This window comes from Streptomyces musisoli (assembly GCF_016741855.1).
Taxonomy (GTDB): domain Bacteria; phylum Actinomycetota; class Actinomycetes; order Streptomycetales; family Streptomycetaceae; genus Streptomyces; species Streptomyces musisoli.
Map to the genome: position 1 here is coordinate 156757 of NZ_JAERRH010000010.1, position 15523 is coordinate 172279.

Annotated in this window: 14 protein-coding genes and 1 tRNA gene; 9 read left to right on the top strand and 6 right to left on the bottom strand. The window is 71.6% G+C overall.

Annotated elements, in window-relative coordinates:
* Positions 1-5 precede the first annotated feature (5 nt).
* The 4 genes from efeB to JK361_RS25415 all read left to right on the top strand — a co-directional run bounded on the left by efeB (position 6) and on the right by JK361_RS25415 (position 4915).
* On the top strand, positions 6-1286 hold the full coding sequence (efeB, locus tag JK361_RS25400; protein WP_201822062.1) for an iron uptake transporter deferrochelatase/peroxidase subunit: 1281 nt from the start codon (positions 6-8) through the stop codon (positions 1284-1286).
* A gap of 80 nt (positions 1287-1366) precedes the next feature.
* Complete coding sequence (gene pheA / locus JK361_RS25405; protein WP_201822064.1) at positions 1367-2299, top strand: prephenate dehydratase; 933 nt, start codon at positions 1367-1369, stop codon at positions 2297-2299.
* 541 nt (positions 2300-2840) lie between these two features.
* Positions 2841-4118 carry a serine--tRNA ligase gene (gene serS / locus JK361_RS25410; RefSeq protein WP_201822066.1) on the top strand — a complete coding sequence of 426 codons (1278 nt, stop codon included), beginning with the start codon at positions 2841-2843 and terminating at the stop codon, positions 4116-4118.
* Complete coding sequence (locus tag JK361_RS25415; protein ID WP_201822069.1) at positions 4115-4915, top strand: HAD family hydrolase; 801 nt, start codon at positions 4115-4117, stop codon at positions 4913-4915. The genes serS and JK361_RS25415 overlap by 4 nt, the downstream gene beginning before the upstream one ends.
* Positions 4916-5075: 160 nt before the next feature.
* On the opposite strand, the gene JK361_RS25420 is transcribed toward JK361_RS25415, so the two are convergent.
* The 6 genes from JK361_RS25420 to JK361_RS25445 all read right to left on the bottom strand — a co-directional run bounded on the left by JK361_RS25420 (position 5076) and on the right by JK361_RS25445 (position 9431).
* Positions 5076-5177, bottom strand: a tRNA-OTHER gene (locus JK361_RS25420).
* 401 nt (positions 5178-5578) lie between these two features.
* Positions 5579-5797 carry an SGM_3592 family protein gene (locus JK361_RS25425; protein ID WP_201822071.1) on the bottom strand — a complete coding sequence of 73 codons (219 nt, stop codon included), beginning with the start codon at positions 5795-5797 and terminating at the stop codon, positions 5579-5581.
* Between the two features lie 76 nt (positions 5798-5873).
* Positions 5874-6593, bottom strand: coding sequence for an ABC transporter permease subunit (locus JK361_RS25430; RefSeq protein ID WP_201822073.1), 720 nt, complete (start codon positions 6591-6593; stop codon positions 5874-5876).
* 10 nt (positions 6594-6603) lie between these two features.
* The gene (locus JK361_RS25435; protein ID WP_201822075.1) at positions 6604-7515 is read right to left on the bottom strand and encodes an ABC transporter ATP-binding protein; all 912 of its coding nucleotides are present in this window, start codon (positions 7513-7515) and stop codon (positions 6604-6606) included.
* A 52-nt stretch (positions 7516-7567) separates the two neighbouring features.
* Positions 7568-8476 carry an ABC transporter permease subunit gene (locus JK361_RS25440; RefSeq protein ID WP_201822076.1) on the bottom strand — a complete coding sequence of 303 codons (909 nt, stop codon included), beginning with the start codon at positions 8474-8476 and terminating at the stop codon, positions 7568-7570.
* Entirely contained in the window at positions 8466-9431 is a 966-nt protein-coding gene (locus JK361_RS25445; RefSeq protein ID WP_201822346.1) for an ABC transporter ATP-binding protein, read from the bottom strand. Before JK361_RS25445 ends, JK361_RS25440 begins: the two co-directional genes overlap by 11 nt.
* Before the next feature lie 294 nt (positions 9432-9725).
* Between JK361_RS25445 and JK361_RS25450 the strand changes: the two genes are divergently transcribed.
* The 5 genes from JK361_RS25450 to JK361_RS25470 all read left to right on the top strand — a co-directional run bounded on the left by JK361_RS25450 (position 9726) and on the right by JK361_RS25470 (position 15261).
* A complete protein-coding gene (locus JK361_RS25450; RefSeq protein ID WP_201822078.1) occupies positions 9726-10568 on the top strand; it encodes a M24 family metallopeptidase in 843 nt (280 codons plus the stop codon).
* Entirely contained in the window at positions 10565-12319 is a 1755-nt protein-coding gene (locus JK361_RS25455) for an SDR family oxidoreductase (RefSeq protein WP_201822080.1), read from the top strand. The genes JK361_RS25450 and JK361_RS25455 overlap by 4 nt, the downstream gene beginning before the upstream one ends.
* A gap of 324 nt (positions 12320-12643) precedes the next feature.
* Positions 12644-13591 carry a MerR family transcriptional regulator gene (locus JK361_RS25460; RefSeq protein ID WP_201822082.1) on the top strand — a complete coding sequence of 316 codons (948 nt, stop codon included), beginning with the start codon at positions 12644-12646 and terminating at the stop codon, positions 13589-13591.
* A 121-nt stretch (positions 13592-13712) separates the two neighbouring features.
* Entirely contained in the window at positions 13713-14261 is a 549-nt protein-coding gene (locus tag JK361_RS25465; RefSeq protein ID WP_201822084.1) for an RNA 2'-phosphotransferase, read from the top strand.
* Between the two features lie 97 nt (positions 14262-14358).
* Entirely contained in the window at positions 14359-15261 is a 903-nt protein-coding gene (locus JK361_RS25470) for an LLM class flavin-dependent oxidoreductase (RefSeq protein WP_201822086.1), read from the top strand.
* Positions 15262-15523 lie beyond the last annotated feature (262 nt).

Below are 15523 nucleotides of genomic sequence, written 5' to 3' on the forward strand. Positions count from 1 at the left end.
ACACCATGCCTGACCAGTCCATACGGGAGGCCCGTACCCCCGGCGCCCCGGCGGCGGAGCCCGCGTCCGGCGCCGGCGGCGTCTCCCGGCGCGCCCTGCTCGGCACCGCCGGCGCCACCGGGCTCGTCCTCGGCGCGGCCGGCGCGGCCGCGGGATACGCCGCCGCGCCCGCCGGGCCGACCCCGCTGACCTCCGTGGGCTCCGGCCGCGCGGTGTTCCACGGGAAACACCAGCCCGGCATCACCGAGGGCCTCCAGGCATGCGGCCATCTCGTCGCCTTCGACCTGGCGGCCGGCGCGGGCCGCAAGGAGGCGGCGGCCCTGCTGCGCCGCTGGTCGGCAACGGCCGAGCGGCTGATGGCGGGCGAGGCCGCCCCGCACGACGACACCGGTGTGGCCCGGGACGCCGGGCCGTCCTCGCTGACGATCACCTTCGGCTTCGGGCACGGCTTCTTCGCGCGGACCGGCCTGGAGAAGCAGCGGCCCGCCGCCCTCGACCCGCTGCCGGACTTCTCCTCCGACCGGCTCGACAAGTCCCGCAGCGACGGCGACCTGTGGGTGCAGATCGGCGCGAACGACGCCCTGGTCGCCTTCCACGCCCTGCGCGCGCTCCAGAAGGACGCCGGCTCGGCCGCGCGGGTGCGCTGGCAGATGAACGGCTTCAACCGCAGCCCGGGGGCCACCGCCCACCCCATGACGGCCCGCAACCTCATGGGCCAGATCGACGGCACCCGCAACCCCAGACCGGCCGACGCCGACTTCGACCAGCGGATCTTCGTGCCCGCCTCGGGGGAGCCCGCGTGGATGGCGCACGGCTCCTACGCCGTCGTACGCCGCATCCGCATGCTCCTGGACGACTGGGAGAAGCTGTCGCTCTCCGCCCAGGAGCAGGTCATCGGGCGCCGCAAGGCCGACGGGGCGCCGCTGTCCGGCGGCTCCGAGACGACCCCGATGGACCTGGAGAAGACCGGCGCCGGGGGCGACCTCGCCGTCCCGCTCAACGCGCACGCCCGGATCACCCGGCCGGACCGCAACGGCGGCGCGGCCATGCTGCGCCGTCCCTTCTCCTACCACGACGGCATCGACACGGACGGCACACCGGACGCCGGTCTGCTCTTCGTCTGCTGGCAGGCGGACCCGCTGCGCGGCTTCGTACCGGTGCAGCGCAAGCTCGACCGGGGCGACGCGCTGTCGAAGTTCATCCGGCACGAGGCGAGCGGCCTGTTCGCGGTGCCCGGCGGGGCGGCGAAGGGCGAATACGTCGGCCAGCGGCTGCTGGAGGGGTGAACCGGGCTCAAACCACACGGTCGAGTGGCTTTCGCGAGACACGGGCGACGGCTCCCCCTAGGGCCATTAGGGTGAGGGACATGCCAGCGAGCTATGCCTATCTCGGCCCGGAGGGCACCTTCACGGAGGTCGCCCTGCGCACGCTCCCGGAAGCGGCCACCCGGGAGCTGATCCCGTACGTGTCGGTGCAGTCCGCACTGGACGCGGTCCGGGCCGGTGAGGCCGAGGCGGCGTTCGTGCCGATCGAGAACTCCGTCGAGGGCGGCATCACCACCACCCTGGACGAACTGGTCGCGGGCGAACCGCTGATGATCTACCGCGAGGTGCTGCTGTCGATCACCTTCGCGCTGCTGGTCCGGCCGGGCACGAAGCTCGCGGACATCAAGACGGTCTCCGCCCACCCCGCGGCCCAGCCGCAGGTGCGCAACTGGCTGCGCGCGAACCTCCCGGACGCCCTCTGGGAGTCCGCCGCCTCCAACGCGGACGCCGCCCGTCTGGTCCAGGAGGGCCGCTACGACGCCGCCTTCGCGGGCGAGTTCGCGGCCGCCCGGTACGGCCTCGAGGCGCTGGAGACCGGGATCCACGACGCGGAGAACGCGCAGACCCGGTTCGTGCTGGTCGGCCGTCCGGCCCGGCCGGCCGCGCCCACCGGCGCCGACAAGACCTCGGTCGTGCTGTGGCAGCGGGACGACCATCCCGGCGCGCTGCGCGATCTGCTCGGCGAGTTCGCCTCCCGCGGTATCAACCTGATGCTGCTCCAGTCCCGGCCGACCGGTGCCGGTATCGGCAATTACTGCTTCTGCATCGACGCCGAGGGCCATATCGCCGACCGGCGGATGGCGGAGGCGCTGATGGGGCTGCGGCGGATCTGTCTCCAGGTGCGTTTCCTCGGTTCCTATCCGCGCGCGGACATCACCCCGGGCGAGGCCCGGCGGACGCTGCCGGGGACGTCGGACGAGGAGTTCATGGCGGCGGCCGACTGGGTGGCCCGCTGCCAGGACGGCCGCTTCTAGCCGGTCTTACCTGCATACGAACGTTATCCACAGGAGTTATCCACAGGTGCCCTTCTCGACCTGGGGACAAGTCGACAGGGTGCGGTCATCGGGTCGACAAATCGCCCTACAAGCCCCACCGGAGGTCACCACTCCCTGGGTCACCCTTCGTCCACCCGTTTCCTTTGGTTCATCTTTTGGGGCCACCGTTTTCCACCCGAAAGTGGGTGTCGACAGCGTTTGACCCGGGAATTCTTCAGTCCGTTCGAAGTTTCCGGAGTGATCAATTCCGGAGTCCACAGACCTTCCACACAGCCTGTGGATAACTCTCCGGAAGGCGTGGCTCCCTGTGGACAACCGGGCCGCCAAATCCCGTTCTCCACAAGGAAATCCGGTCAACCGGGCACCCCGGACCTGCTCCGTCCCAGGGAGTGAGACACTTTTCCCTTGACGCACCGGAACACGCTCGGCATTTACCGCATAACGGACGGTAAGCCGCGAATCCGAACTCCCCGGAATAGTGATTCGTGAGCGGTGACCCCGCACCGGTAGCCTTGGGCTCGTGATTGACCTTCGCCTGCTCCGTGAGGACCCCGACCGTGTGCGCGCGTCCCAGCGCGCCCGTGGAGAGGACGTCGCGCTCGTCGACTCCCTCCTGTCTGCCGACGAGCGGCGCAGGTCCTCCGGCGTCCGCTTCGACGAGCTGCGCGCCGAGCAGAAGCAGCTCGGCAAGCTGATCCCCAAGGCCGCCGGCGACGAGAAGGCCGAGCTGCTCAAGCGCGCCGAACAGCTGAAGGCCGACGTCAAGGCCGCCGACGCCGAGCGCGACGCGGCCGACGCCGAGACCCAGGAGCTGCTGCTCCGGCTCGGCAACCTCGTCCACCCCGACGTGCCCGTCGGCGGCGAGGAGGACTTCGCCACGCTGGAGACGCACGGCACCATCCGTGACTTCTCCGCCGAGGGCTTCGAGCCCCGGGACCACCTGGAGCTCGGCCAGATCCTCGGCGCGATCGACGTCGAGCGCGGCGCCAAGGTCTCCGGCTCCCGCTTCTACTTCCTCACCGGCGTCGGCGCCCTGCTGGAGCTGGCCCTGGTGAACGCGGCCATCGCCCAGGCCACCGCGGCCGGCTTCACCCCGATGCTGACCCCGGCGCTGGTCCGTCCGCAGTCCATGGCGGGCACCGGCTTCCTCGGCCAGGCGTCCCAGGACGTGTACCACCTCGACAAGGACGACCTGTACCTGGTCGGCACGTCCGAGGTGCCGCTGGCGGCCTACCACATGGACGAGATCATCGACGCGGACCGGCTGCCGCTGCGCTACGCGGGCTTCTCCCCGTGCTTCCGCCGCGAGGCCGGCTCGCACGGCAAGGACACGCGGGGCATCTTCCGCGTGCACCAGTTCGACAAGGTCGAGATGTTCTCGTACGTCGCTCCCGAGGACTCCCAGGCGGAGCACCAGCGCCTGCTGGAGTGGGAGAAGCAGTGGCTGACCTCGCTGGAGCTGCCGTTCCGCGTCATCGACGTCGCCACCGGTGACCTCGGCGCCTCGGCCGCCCGCAAGTTCGACTGCGAGGCGTGGATCCCGACCCAGGGCAAGTACCGCGAGCTGACCTCGACCTCGGACTGCACCGAGTTCCAGTCCCGCCGGCTGTCCATCCGGGTCCGCGACGGCAAGCAGGTCAAGCCGCTGGCCACCCTCAACGGCACGCTGTGCGCCGTACCGCGCACGATCGTGGCGATCCTGGAGAACCACCAGCAGGCCGACGGCTCCGTCCGGGTCCCCGAGGTGCTGCGCCCGTACCTGGGCGGCCGCGAGGTCCTGGAGCCGGTCGCGAAGTGACGGGGTTCCCCTACCGGCTGATCGCCACCGACCTCGACGGGACGCTGCTGCGCTCCGACGAGTCGGTCTCGCAGCGCACCCGTGACGCGCTCGCCGCGGCCACCGCGGCGGGCGCGGCCCACATCGTCGTCACCGGCCGCGCCGTCCCGTGGACCCGGCACATCCTGGACGACCTCGGCTACGAGGGCCTCGCCGTCTGCGGTCAGGGCGCCCAGGTCTACGACGCCGGCGCCCACCGCCTGCTGACCTCGGTCACCCTGGACCGGCAGCTGGCGGGCGTGGCCCTGGCCAAGATCGAGGCCGAGGTGGGCCCGCTGTACCTGGCGGCCAGCCGCGACGGCCTCGACGGCGAGGTGCTGGTGGGCCCGGGCTATGCGGTCACCGGAACGCTGCCCGCGACGCCGTTCACGGACGCCTCCGACCTGTGGACGGCGCCCCTCAACAAGATCTACGTACAGCATCCGACGATGGGCGACGACGAGCTGGCGGAGGCGGCCCGGCAGGCGGCCGGTGGCTTCGTCACCGTGGCCATGGCGGGCGAGGGCATCGTGGAGCTGCTGCCGCTCGGCCTGTCCAAGGCCACGGGTCTGTCCCTGGCGGCCCGCCGCCTGGGTATGAAGGCCGCCGACACGATCGCCTTCGGCGACATGCCCAACGACATCCCGATGTTCGCCTGGGCGTCCCACGGCGTGGCCATGGCCAACGCCCACGAGGAACTCCGCTCGGTCGCCGACGAGGTGACGTCCTCCAACGAGGAGGACGGCATCGCGGTGGTCCTGGAACGGTTCCTGCCGTAGGGGAAGCGCCGCCGTAAGCAGGCGATGTGGCCGGGCCGCCGTGGGCAGGCGTTCCGCGGGGCGGAACGGGTGGGCACGGCCTCCAGCACCGGGTTCCTTCGCGGCCGACTCGACGCACCGCCGACCGAAATCGCGGCCCAGTCCCAGTGACAACGTCTCGTGGAGGATGCACGGATCGAACGTGCGCGGGGTCGCCCCCGACCACGGCTCGCGTTGATCGAACACAGCGCAAGCCGGTGCCTTGCCACTCGGCCAATCCTCCGGGTGGGCGGCCCACGCGAGAGCGACATCGCGTGCTCGAAGCGGCCGCCCCGGGCAGCCCCCGTGGCTTCACGGAGGGATGAGCATCACTCCGGAGCCGGCCTCGGGCTGCCCTGTCGGGAGCTGGGCGTACTGCCGTGCATGGACATCGCCCACCTCCACTCCCGGCTCGTGGCGCCGGGACGATCCCGGCGGATGGGGCACAACCACTCTGCCCCTCTGCCGAGTTGCACGCCACTGAATAAAGCGGGGCGCCGCTGCCGACATGAAGCCGGGTGTCGTACCCCGACATGAAGCCGTGCGCCGCTGCCGACGTGAAGCCGGGTGCCGTTGCCGACATGAAACCGGGTGCCGCTGCCGGCATGGAGCCCGGTGCCGCTGCCGGCATGACGCGGGGTGTCGTTACCGGCGGCGCCATCTGCGCCTGCGTACCCGGCTGAAGAACCAGCCCGCCGGCGGCTCGTCGGAGCGCCACGGCTGCGGCTGAGGCTCCTCGGCCCGCCAGCGGGCGGCGAGCATCCGGGCCCGCGCGGACGGCTCGGAGGTCCCGGCGGAGCGTATGAACTCCTCGTCCAGGCCGACCCCGTCCCATTCGTCGTAGGGCAGCGCCTCGTCAGCCATCTCCGTGCCTCCCAGCAGTGCGTCCCTGGAACCAGGGTGCCTCGACGGGGGTGAAGCCCCCGTCAAGGCACGTCGGCTACTCCTCGCCCGCCAGCGTCAGCGACCGCAGCTTCTGGCCCGCGTACCAGGTGGCCAGGACGGTGACCACGACCAGCAGGACGGTGGCCGTCGTCAGACCCACGTCGGAGGTCACAAGGTCCCCGCCGGCGACCTTGTGGGCGACGGCCAGCGACCACTGCTGGACGCTCAGCGTGCGCGCCCCCGCCACCAGGGAACCGAACAGCGCCTCCCAGACCAGGGCGTAGACGAGCCCGAAGACCACCGCGTGCCGGGAGACCGTGCCCAGCAGCAGGAACAGCGCCGAGTAGGCGATGGAGGAGACCAGCGCCGCGACCGTGTAGGCGACCGCGATCTGCTGGCCGTTGCCGTTCAGGATCAGGCCCGCGATCAGGGTCGGCGCCGCCGAGAAGACCATGGTCACGGCGATGGCGACGATCAGCTTGGTGAAGATGATCGCGGGCCGCTTGATCGGCTTGGACAGCAGGTAGACGACGGAGCCGTCGTCGATCTCCGGGCCGATGGCGCCCGTGCCCGCGATGACACCGATGATCGGCACCATGGTGGCGAGCGCGAAGCCGCCGAGGACGTCGGCCGCGGTCTGGTCGTCGGCTCCGGTCAGGCCGCGCACGGCCACGGAGATCACGATCAGCAGCAGCGGCAGCGCGCCGAGGATGAGGGCCCGGCGGCGGCCGAGCAGGGCCCGATAGGTGAGCCGGGCGACAGTGGGGTCGTACATCTTCGGCCTCCTACGCCGCGACCAGATACGAGAAGACGGACTCCAGGGACTCGTCGGACGGCGAGACCGTGAGCAGCCGGATGCCGTGGTCGCGGGCGACCTTCGGCAGCAGGGCGGTGAAGCGGCCGAAGTCCACGGCCTGGACGCGCAGCGCGCCCTCGGCCTGGTCGACCTCGATGCCGGCCGTCGACGGGTCGGCGATCAGCGCCGCCGCGAGGGCGCGGTCGTCGCTGGAGCGCACCAGGTAGCGGTGCGGGCGGTCGGTCATCAGACGGCGGATCTTGCGGAAGTCGCCGCTGGCCGCGTGCCGCCCGGCGACGACGACCTCGATGTGCCGGGCGAGCTGCTCGACCTCTTCGAGGATGTGCGAGGAGAACAGCACCGTGCGGCCCTCGTCGCCCATCTTCCGCAGCAGGTCCATCAGTTGCATGCGCTGGCGCGGGTCCATGCCGTTGAACGGCTCGTCCAGCAGGAGCAGCGACGGGTCGTGCACGAGGGCGCTGGCCATCTTCACGCGCTGCCGCATGCCCTTGGAGTACGTCGCGATCTTCCGGTCCTGCGCGTACTCCATCTCCACCGTGGCGAGGGCGCGCTGGGCGGCCTTGTCTCCGAGGCCGTGCAACTCGGCGTTGGCGACGACGAATTCGCGGCCGGTGAGGAAGTCGTACATCGCCTCCCGCTCGGGGACGATGCCGATGTGCCGGTAGATCTCCTCGTTGCGCCAGACCGGCTGCCCGTCCAGGGTGACCGTGCCGGTCGACGGGGCGAGGAAGCCGCCCATGATGTTGATCAGGGTGGACTTGCCAGCGCCGTTGGGTCCGAGCAGGCCGGTGACGCCGGGGCCGATGGTCATGGTGATGTCGTTGACGGCGACGACGTTGCCGAACCAGCGCGAGACGTGGTCGATGGAAAGAGTGCTCATGGGCGCAGCCCGTTCCTGGGAAGGGTGGTGGCGGGAGACGGGCCGGGCGTGGTCACAGTCCCACCTTCTGGTAGCGGCGGATCAGGAGGCCGTAGCAGGCGGCGATCAGGCCCAGCACGGCCAGGACGAAGACCGCGCCCTCGCCGTGGGACGGGCCCACCCCGCCGGGGAAGGCGGAGCTGCCGCCCAGGAAGGCGGACTGCACGCCGTCGATCAGCGTGACCGGCGAGAACAGGCCGATCCACGGGATGGATCCGTTGCTGTCCTGGGCGTAGGCGATGGCCTGGAGCGTGGAGACCGCGCCGTAGGAGATGGTCATCACGGCGATCACGGCGGCGATGCCGAAGCCGCGGCGCGGGGTGACGGCGGCGATGACCAGGCCGATTCCGGCGAACAGCAGCGAGAGCAGGGCCACGGACACCAGTCCCTGGGCGAATTCCCCGGTCTGGTGGGCGAAGCCCATCTTGGACAGCAGCGCGCCCACGTACAGCACGAGCAGGGGCGCCCCGGTGAGGACGAACAGCGCCGAGGCGAGCGCCGCGAACTTGGCGCGGACGTAGTCGGCGGTCTCGATGGGCCGCGAGAAGTACAGCGGCACCGTCTTGAAGCGCAGATCGCGGGAGACGGCCTGGGGCGCCTGCGAAGCGATGTACAGGCTGATCACGGCCTGCATGATGATCGCGTACCGGGTGTAGGACACGGGCAGCTCGTGCGCCTTGGTGGCGACCGCGACGGCCACCATGATGGCGGCAGGCACGCACATCACCGCGAACAGCAGCATCGGCAGCACCTTGGACTTCACCGAGCGGCCGAGGCCGTAGGCGCCGCGCAGGGACTGCGAGTACAGCGAGCGGCGGGCGTAGGCGCGGCCGAGGCGGGGGCCGTCGTAGCCGCGGTAGCCGATGTCGTGGATGCGGGACCGGTCGCCGGCGGGCGTTGCCGGGGAATGCTCAACCGCCATGGCCGACGGCCTCCTTCCGCTGTTCGTCGCCGCCGGTGAACACCTCGGAGATGTGGTGCCGGCGCTGTTCCATGCGCACCAGGCCGAGACCGAGGTCGGTGACCACGTCGCGGACGAGGTCGTACGTCTCGTCGCCCGTGGCGGTCAGCAGCAGGATGTGCCCGGCGCCGGGCAGCCCGCCGGACTCCGCGTGGGTGTCGACCCCGCGCGCGTGCAGCGCCTCGCGGACCGCGCGGGTGCCGTCGGGGTGCTCGTCGCTGTCGGTGACCTCGATCGCGAGGGTGGTCGTGGTCTGGGTGAAGTCGGTGGTCGAGCTGGAGCGCAGGAGCTTGCCGCCGTCGATGACGACGACGTGGTCGCAGGTGCGCTCCAGCTCGCCCAGCAGGTGCGAGGTGACCAGGACCGAGATGCCGAAGTCGCTGTGGATGCGGCGGATCAGGCCGAGCATCTCGTCGCGGCCGACCGGGTCGAGGCCGTTGGTCGGCTCGTCCAGGAAGACCAGCCGCGGGTCGTGCACCAGGGCCTGGGCGAGCTTCACACGCTGCTTCATACCGGTCGAGTAGCCGCCGATGGGGCGGTAGCGCTCCTCGTACAGGCCCACGTGGCGCAGGGTGTCGGCGGTGCGCTCGCGCGCCGCGGCGGGCGGCAGGCCGGACATCCGGGCCATGTGGACGACGAACTCGGTGGCCGAGACGTCGGGGGGCAGGCAGTCGTGCTCCGGCATGTACCCGACCCGCTCGCGGATGGCGGCGCCCTTGGTGGCGACGTCGAGGCCGAGCACCTCGGCCCGGCCTTCCGTGGCGGGGGACAGCCCCAGCAGGATCTTGATCAGGGTGGACTTGCCGGCGCCGTTGGCTCCGACGAGTCCGGTCACACCGGGCCCGATGTCCACGGACAGCCGGTCGAGCGCGGTCACCCGGGGGAACCGCTTGCTCAGGCTTTCGGTCGCGATCACAGTCACGCCTCAGACGGTAGTGATCCGGACCACGTCCGTCGTCAGACCTCAGAGCCGTTCCTCGTCAGACCCAGGTATTACGGGGCCCTAGGGGTCACCTGCCCCAGGGTGGGAGGGAGCCTGGCCGGACGGCCGTCGTCCACAGCCCTTGATCCCGCCTATTGACGCCGCCTCTAACAACTGTCACATTCACCAGTGTCAAGTTACGGACGCGTACCGCGGTCGACGGGGCGAGTCGACGGGACAAGTCGCCGGGACGGCGGACGAGTCGTCCAGGCGACGGGACGGGGCGGCATGACGACGGCAGTGAGCAGCGAACCCTCCGTGGTACTGCGGGGGTTCAGGCGGGTGCAGCGCCTCGCCTACGAGTGCGCGGAGGCGGTCGCGGCCCGCCTGGAGCCGGGAATGACCGAGCGCGAGGCGGCGCGGATGCAGCGCGAGTGGCTGCGCGAGCGCGGGGTGCGGGACTGGTTCCACCTCCCCTTCGCCTGGTTCGGCGACCGCACGGCGTTCGTGGACTTCCGCATCCCGCTCCAGTTCTTCCCGACCGACCGCGCCCTGGAGCCGGGCATGCCGTTCATCCTGGACATGGCACCCGTGTACGAGGGGTACACCGCGGACATCGGCTACTCGGGCTCGCTGGGCGTGAACCCGGTGCAGGACCGGCTGATGGCCGACCTGGAGGCACACCGGGAGCTGATCCTGCGCGAGGTGCGCGAGCGGCGCCCGCTGCGGGAGATCTACCAGGACGTGGACCGGCTGATGGTCCGCCAGGGCTACGCCAACCGGCACCGCGCCTACCCCTTCGGGGTGATCGCCCACAAGGTGGACCGGGTGAAGCAGCGCCGCTGGTCACCCCACCTGTTCGGGTTCGGCACCCAGTCCCTCAAGGGCCTGGCCGCCGACGCGCTGCACGGCCACCGCGAGGGCTGGTCGCCGCTCTGGTCGCCGTACCGCTTCTCGGACCACCCGCCGCGGCCGGGCCTGTGGGCGGTCGAGCCGCACCTCGGCTTCCGGGGCACCGGCGCGAAGTTCGAGGAGATCCTGGTGGTCACCGATTCCCGGGACCCCGAGGAGAGCGCGTTCTGGCTGGACGACGATCTGCCGCACGTGCGGCGCTGGGCGGAGGAGAAGTGACACTGAAAGGCGCGCGTGAGCGCTGGGTGCGGACCGGCGGGGTCGAGCTGTGCGTGGCCGAGCTGGGCGACCCGGAACAGCCGACGGTCGTCCTGGTGCACGGCTACCCGGACAGCAAGGAGGTCTGGTCGGAGGTCGCGGCCCGGCTCGCCGACCGCTTCCACGTGGTCCTCTACGACGTCCGGGGCCACGGCCGCTCCACGGCACCGCAGCCGCTGCGCGGGGGCTTCACGCTCGCCAAGCTGACGGACGACTTCCTGGCCGTCGTGGACGCGGTCAGCCCGGACCGGCCCGTGCACCTCGTCGGGCACGACTGGGGCTCGGTGCAGTCCTGGGAGTTCGTCACGGTGGGCCGCACGGAGGGCCGTATCGCCTCCTTCACCTCGATCTCCGGCCCGTCCCTCGACCACTTCGGGCACTGGATCAACGCCCGCGTGAAGCGTCCGACGCCCCGCCGGGTGGGCCAGCTCCTCGGCCAGGGCGCCAAGTCCTGGTACGTCTACCTGCTGCACACGCCGGCCCTGCCGGAACTGGCCTGGCGCGGACCGCTCGGCAAGCGCTGGCCGAAGATCCTCGAGCGGGTCGAGCGGGTCCCCGGCGGGGACTACCCGACCGCCTCCCTCACCTCCGACGCGGCGCACGGCGCCTGGCTGTACCGGGACAACATCCGCGCCCGGCTGAGCAGGCCGCGCCCGGACGCGTACGCACACGCGCCCGTGCAGCTCATCACCCCCCAGGGGGACGCGTTCCTCTCGGAGCGGCTGTACGACGACCTGGACCGGTGGGTGCCACAGCTGACCCGCCGCACGCTCCCGGCCAAGCACTGGATTCCGCGCACCCGGCCCGACCAGGTCGCCTCCTGGATCGAGGAATTCATCACGTCCGTGGCGGGCGGACGGCCCGCCCCGGCGCCCACCGGCCGCCATGCCGACCGGTTCGCCGGGCAGCTGGTGCTGGTCACCGGCGCGGGCAGCGGTATCGGGCGGGCCACGGCGTTCGCCTTCGCGGAGGCCGGGGCGCGCGTGATCGCCGTCGACCGCGACGCCGAGGCGGCGGCCCGCACCGCCGAACTGTCCCGGCTGGTCGGCGCGCCCGAGGCATGGGCCGAGCCGGCCGACGTCTCCGACGAGCAGGCCATGGAGAAGCTCGCGGAGAAGGTCCACCGCGCGTACGGCGTGCTGGACGTCCTGGTCAACAACGCGGGCATCGGCCTGTCGGGCTCCTTCTTCGCCACGACGGCCGACGACTGGCGCAAGGTGCTGGACGTCAACCTGTGGGGCGTGATCCACGGCTGCCGCCTCTTCGGCGCGCGCATGGCCGAGCGCGGACAGGGCGGCCACATCGTCAACATCGCGTCCGCCGCGGCGTACCAGCCCTCCCGCGCCCTGCCCGCCTACAGCACCTCCAAGGCGGCCGTGCTGATGCTCTCCGAGTGCCTGCGCGCCGAGCTGGCATCCCAGGACATCGGGGTCACGGCGGTCTGTCCGGGCTTCGTCAACACCAACATCACCTCCACGGCCCGTTTCACCGGCGTCGACGAGGCGGAGGAACGCCGGCGCCGGCAGCGGACCGCCCGGCTGTACGGGCTGCGCAACTATCCGCCGGAGAAGGTGGCCGACGCGATCCTGGACGCGGTGACCCGGAACAAGGCGCTGGCCCCGGTGACCGCGGAGGCCCGCGGCGCCCACGCCCTGTCCCGCTTCGCCCCGGCCCTGCTCCGGAGGATCGCCCGGGTGGAACCCAGATTGTGAGCCACCGGGCGACAGGACGGAACCCACCCAGCCGCGGGCAGTCGCGCCGCTGAGGCGGCACGGCGGGACGGCTGCACGTCGGCACGGCTGCACGGCAGGACCGCCCCTCCCCCCCAGCCGCGGGCAGTCGTGCCGCTGGGGCGGCACGGGTGGGCGCGGCGGCACGGCTGGACGGCTGCACGGCTGGACGGCAGGACCGAACCCACCCAGCCGCGGGCAATCGTGCCGCTGGGGCGGCACGGGTGGGCGCGGCGGCACCCCGCCCGCGCGGGCAAGCGACCCACCCCCGACCGGCACCAACTCCCTGACAGCGCAAGGAAACCGATGCCCGACCCCCCGGCCCGCAACACCTACCGCATCGAAGACCTCGCCCACCACACCCACACCACGGTCAGAACCATCCGCGCCTACCAGGACCGCGGCCTCCTCCCCCGCCCCGAACGCCGGGGCCGGGCCAACCTCTACTCCGACGCCCACGTCACCCGTCTCCACCAGATCGCCCACCTCCTCGACCGCGGCTACACCCTGGCCTCGATCAAGGAGGTCCTGGACGCCTGGGACACCGGCCGCGGCCTGGCCGGCATCCTCGGCCTGGTCGCCGAGGTGGAGGGCCCGTGGACGGACGAACAGCCCGACCGCATCACCCGCACCGAGCTGGACGCCCGCTTCGGCGGCACACCCGACGACGACGCCGTGGCCGAGGCCGTCGACCTCGGCGTCCTGGAACCGGTCCCCGGCGACCCGCACACGTTCCTCGTACCGAGCCCCCAAGAGCTGGCAGTGGCAGCCGAGTTGCACGCGGCCGGCGTTCCGCTGTCCGCGATCGCGGGCCACCTCAGGGAGTTGAGGGGACAGGTCGAGCACATCGCCGCCCGTTTCCTGGAGTTCACCACCGAGTACGTCTTCGCCCGCTACCTGGCAGACCCGGACCACCGCACGGACGCCCACGCGGCCGAGGCCGCCTCGCTCGTCCGCCGGCTGCGCCCCCTCGCCCAGCAGACGGTGGACGCGGAACTCGCCCGTGCCATGCGCGCGTTGGCCACGCGGCAACTGCGCACCCACCTCGCCGCGCAGCCATCGCCCCAGGAGCCCGCCGACACCCGGACCGTGCCCCTGCCCGCCGAGACGATGGACGCCGTGGAAAAGCTCGTTGGCCGTGAGCGTGTTTCGGCCTTCATCGCGCTGGCTGCCGAACGCGAGGTGCGGGCACGCGCTTTGGATGACCTTGCCGCATCACCGCACACCCGTACAGGTGTTCATGAAATGCCGTAAAATTACCGCCGCTTGTCCACAGCTTCGCCAATTACCCTGTGGATAACTAGAGTTGGTTGTGGATCAAACCTCCGGGTAAAAACAAGCTGCGTGATCCGCGTCTCTCCCACACGCTGGTCCCATGGACGAACGACGCGCCGTGAAGGTGTCCAAATACCTCTCCAGACACCTGCGCCATGAGCCCGAACGCATCGGGCTCACACCGGACCCCGCCGGCTGGGTGGAGATCGACACACTGATCTCCGCGGCCACCGCCCACGGATTCCGGTTCACGCGCGAGGAACTGGACCACGTGGTCGCCACGAACGACAAACAGCGCTTCGTGATCGACGGCGGCAGAATCCGCGCCAGCCAGGGGCACAGCATCCAGGTCGACCTCGGCCTGCCCCCGGCGACCCCGCCGCCGTACCTCTACCACGGGACGGTCGCCCCGCACCTGTCCGCCATCCGCGCGGAGGGCCTGCGCCCCATGACCCGGCATGCCGTCCACCTCTCCGCGGACCGGGAGACCGCCACCCGTGTCGGCGCCCGCCGGGGCCGTCCGGTGGTGCTCTCCGTCGACGCACGCGCCATGCACCGCGACGGGTACGTGTTCCACCTCAGCGCCAACGGCGTCTGGCTGACCGCGGCCGTACCACCGCGCTACCTGCGATTTCCCGGCCCCCACTGAGGAACCCGGGCCGCCGGACCGCTCACTCCCCGGCTGCGGCCGGCCCCGGTCGGTGACCGTTTTCTCCCTTGTCGGCGGGCCGCTTACCCTCGGACGCATGAGTCTGCGTCTGAGCACCGTGATCCTTCCGTACCGCCGCTGGCACGAAGGCGCCCGTTCGGCCTGGGTGCGCGCCGAGCAGCTCGGCTTCCACACGGCGTACACCTACGACCACCTCTCCTGGCGCAGCTTCCGTGACGGCCCCTGGTTCGGCGCGATCCCGACGCTGACGGCGGCCGCGGCGGTGACCGAGCGGCTGCGCCTCGGCACGCTGGTCACCTCGCCGAACTTCCGCCACCCCGTGACCCTCGCCAAGGAACTGATCTCCCTGGACGACATATCGGGCGGCCGGGTCACCCTCGGCATCGGCGCCGGCGGCACCGGTTTCGACGCGACCGCCCTCGGCCAGGAGCCCTGGCCCCCGCGCGAGCGTGCCGACCGGTTCGCCGAGTTCGTGCCGCTGCTCGACCGGCTGCTCACCGAGGACTCGGTGACGCACGAGGGACGGTTCTACTCGGCGCACGAGGCCCGCGGCATTCCGGGCTGTGTGCAGCGCCCCCGGCTGCCGTTCGCGGTGGCGGCCACCGGCCCGCGGGGCCTGAGGCTCGCCGCGCGCCACGGCCAGGCGTGGGTGACCACCGGCGACCCGAAGCTGTACGAGAACGGCACGCCGGAACAGTCCGTCGAAGCCCTGCGCGGGCAGATCGGCAAGCTGTCCGAGGCGTGCGAGGCCGCCGGGCGGGACATGGCCGGGCTGGACAAGGTCCTGCTCACCGGCTTCACCCCGGACCGCGGCCGGCCGCTGACCTCCCTGGACGCCTTCGTGGACTTCGCCGGCCGCCACCGTGAGCTGGGCTTCACCGAGATCGTCGTCCACTGGCCCATCCCGGACTCCGACTTCGCCGCGGACGAGAAGGTCTTCGAGCGGATCGCCATGGAGGCCCTCGCCCAGCTGGACTGACCGCCCGAACCCCGAGCGGCACCCGCGTCCGGCTTCCCGGGTGCCGCGCCCGACGTGCCACGTGCGCCGTTTCGCAGCCGTCACGGGATGCCGTGTCGCGTGTTGCGGGGGTGGCGTCGCGTGTTGCGCGGGTGGCGTGGTGCATGTTCCGCAGGTGCCGGGGCGCGCGTCGCGCCGATGCCGTGACAGGTAATCCGCAGGTACCGGGGCGCGCCTCACGCCGATGCCGTGACAGGTGATCAGCAGGTACCGGGGCGCACCT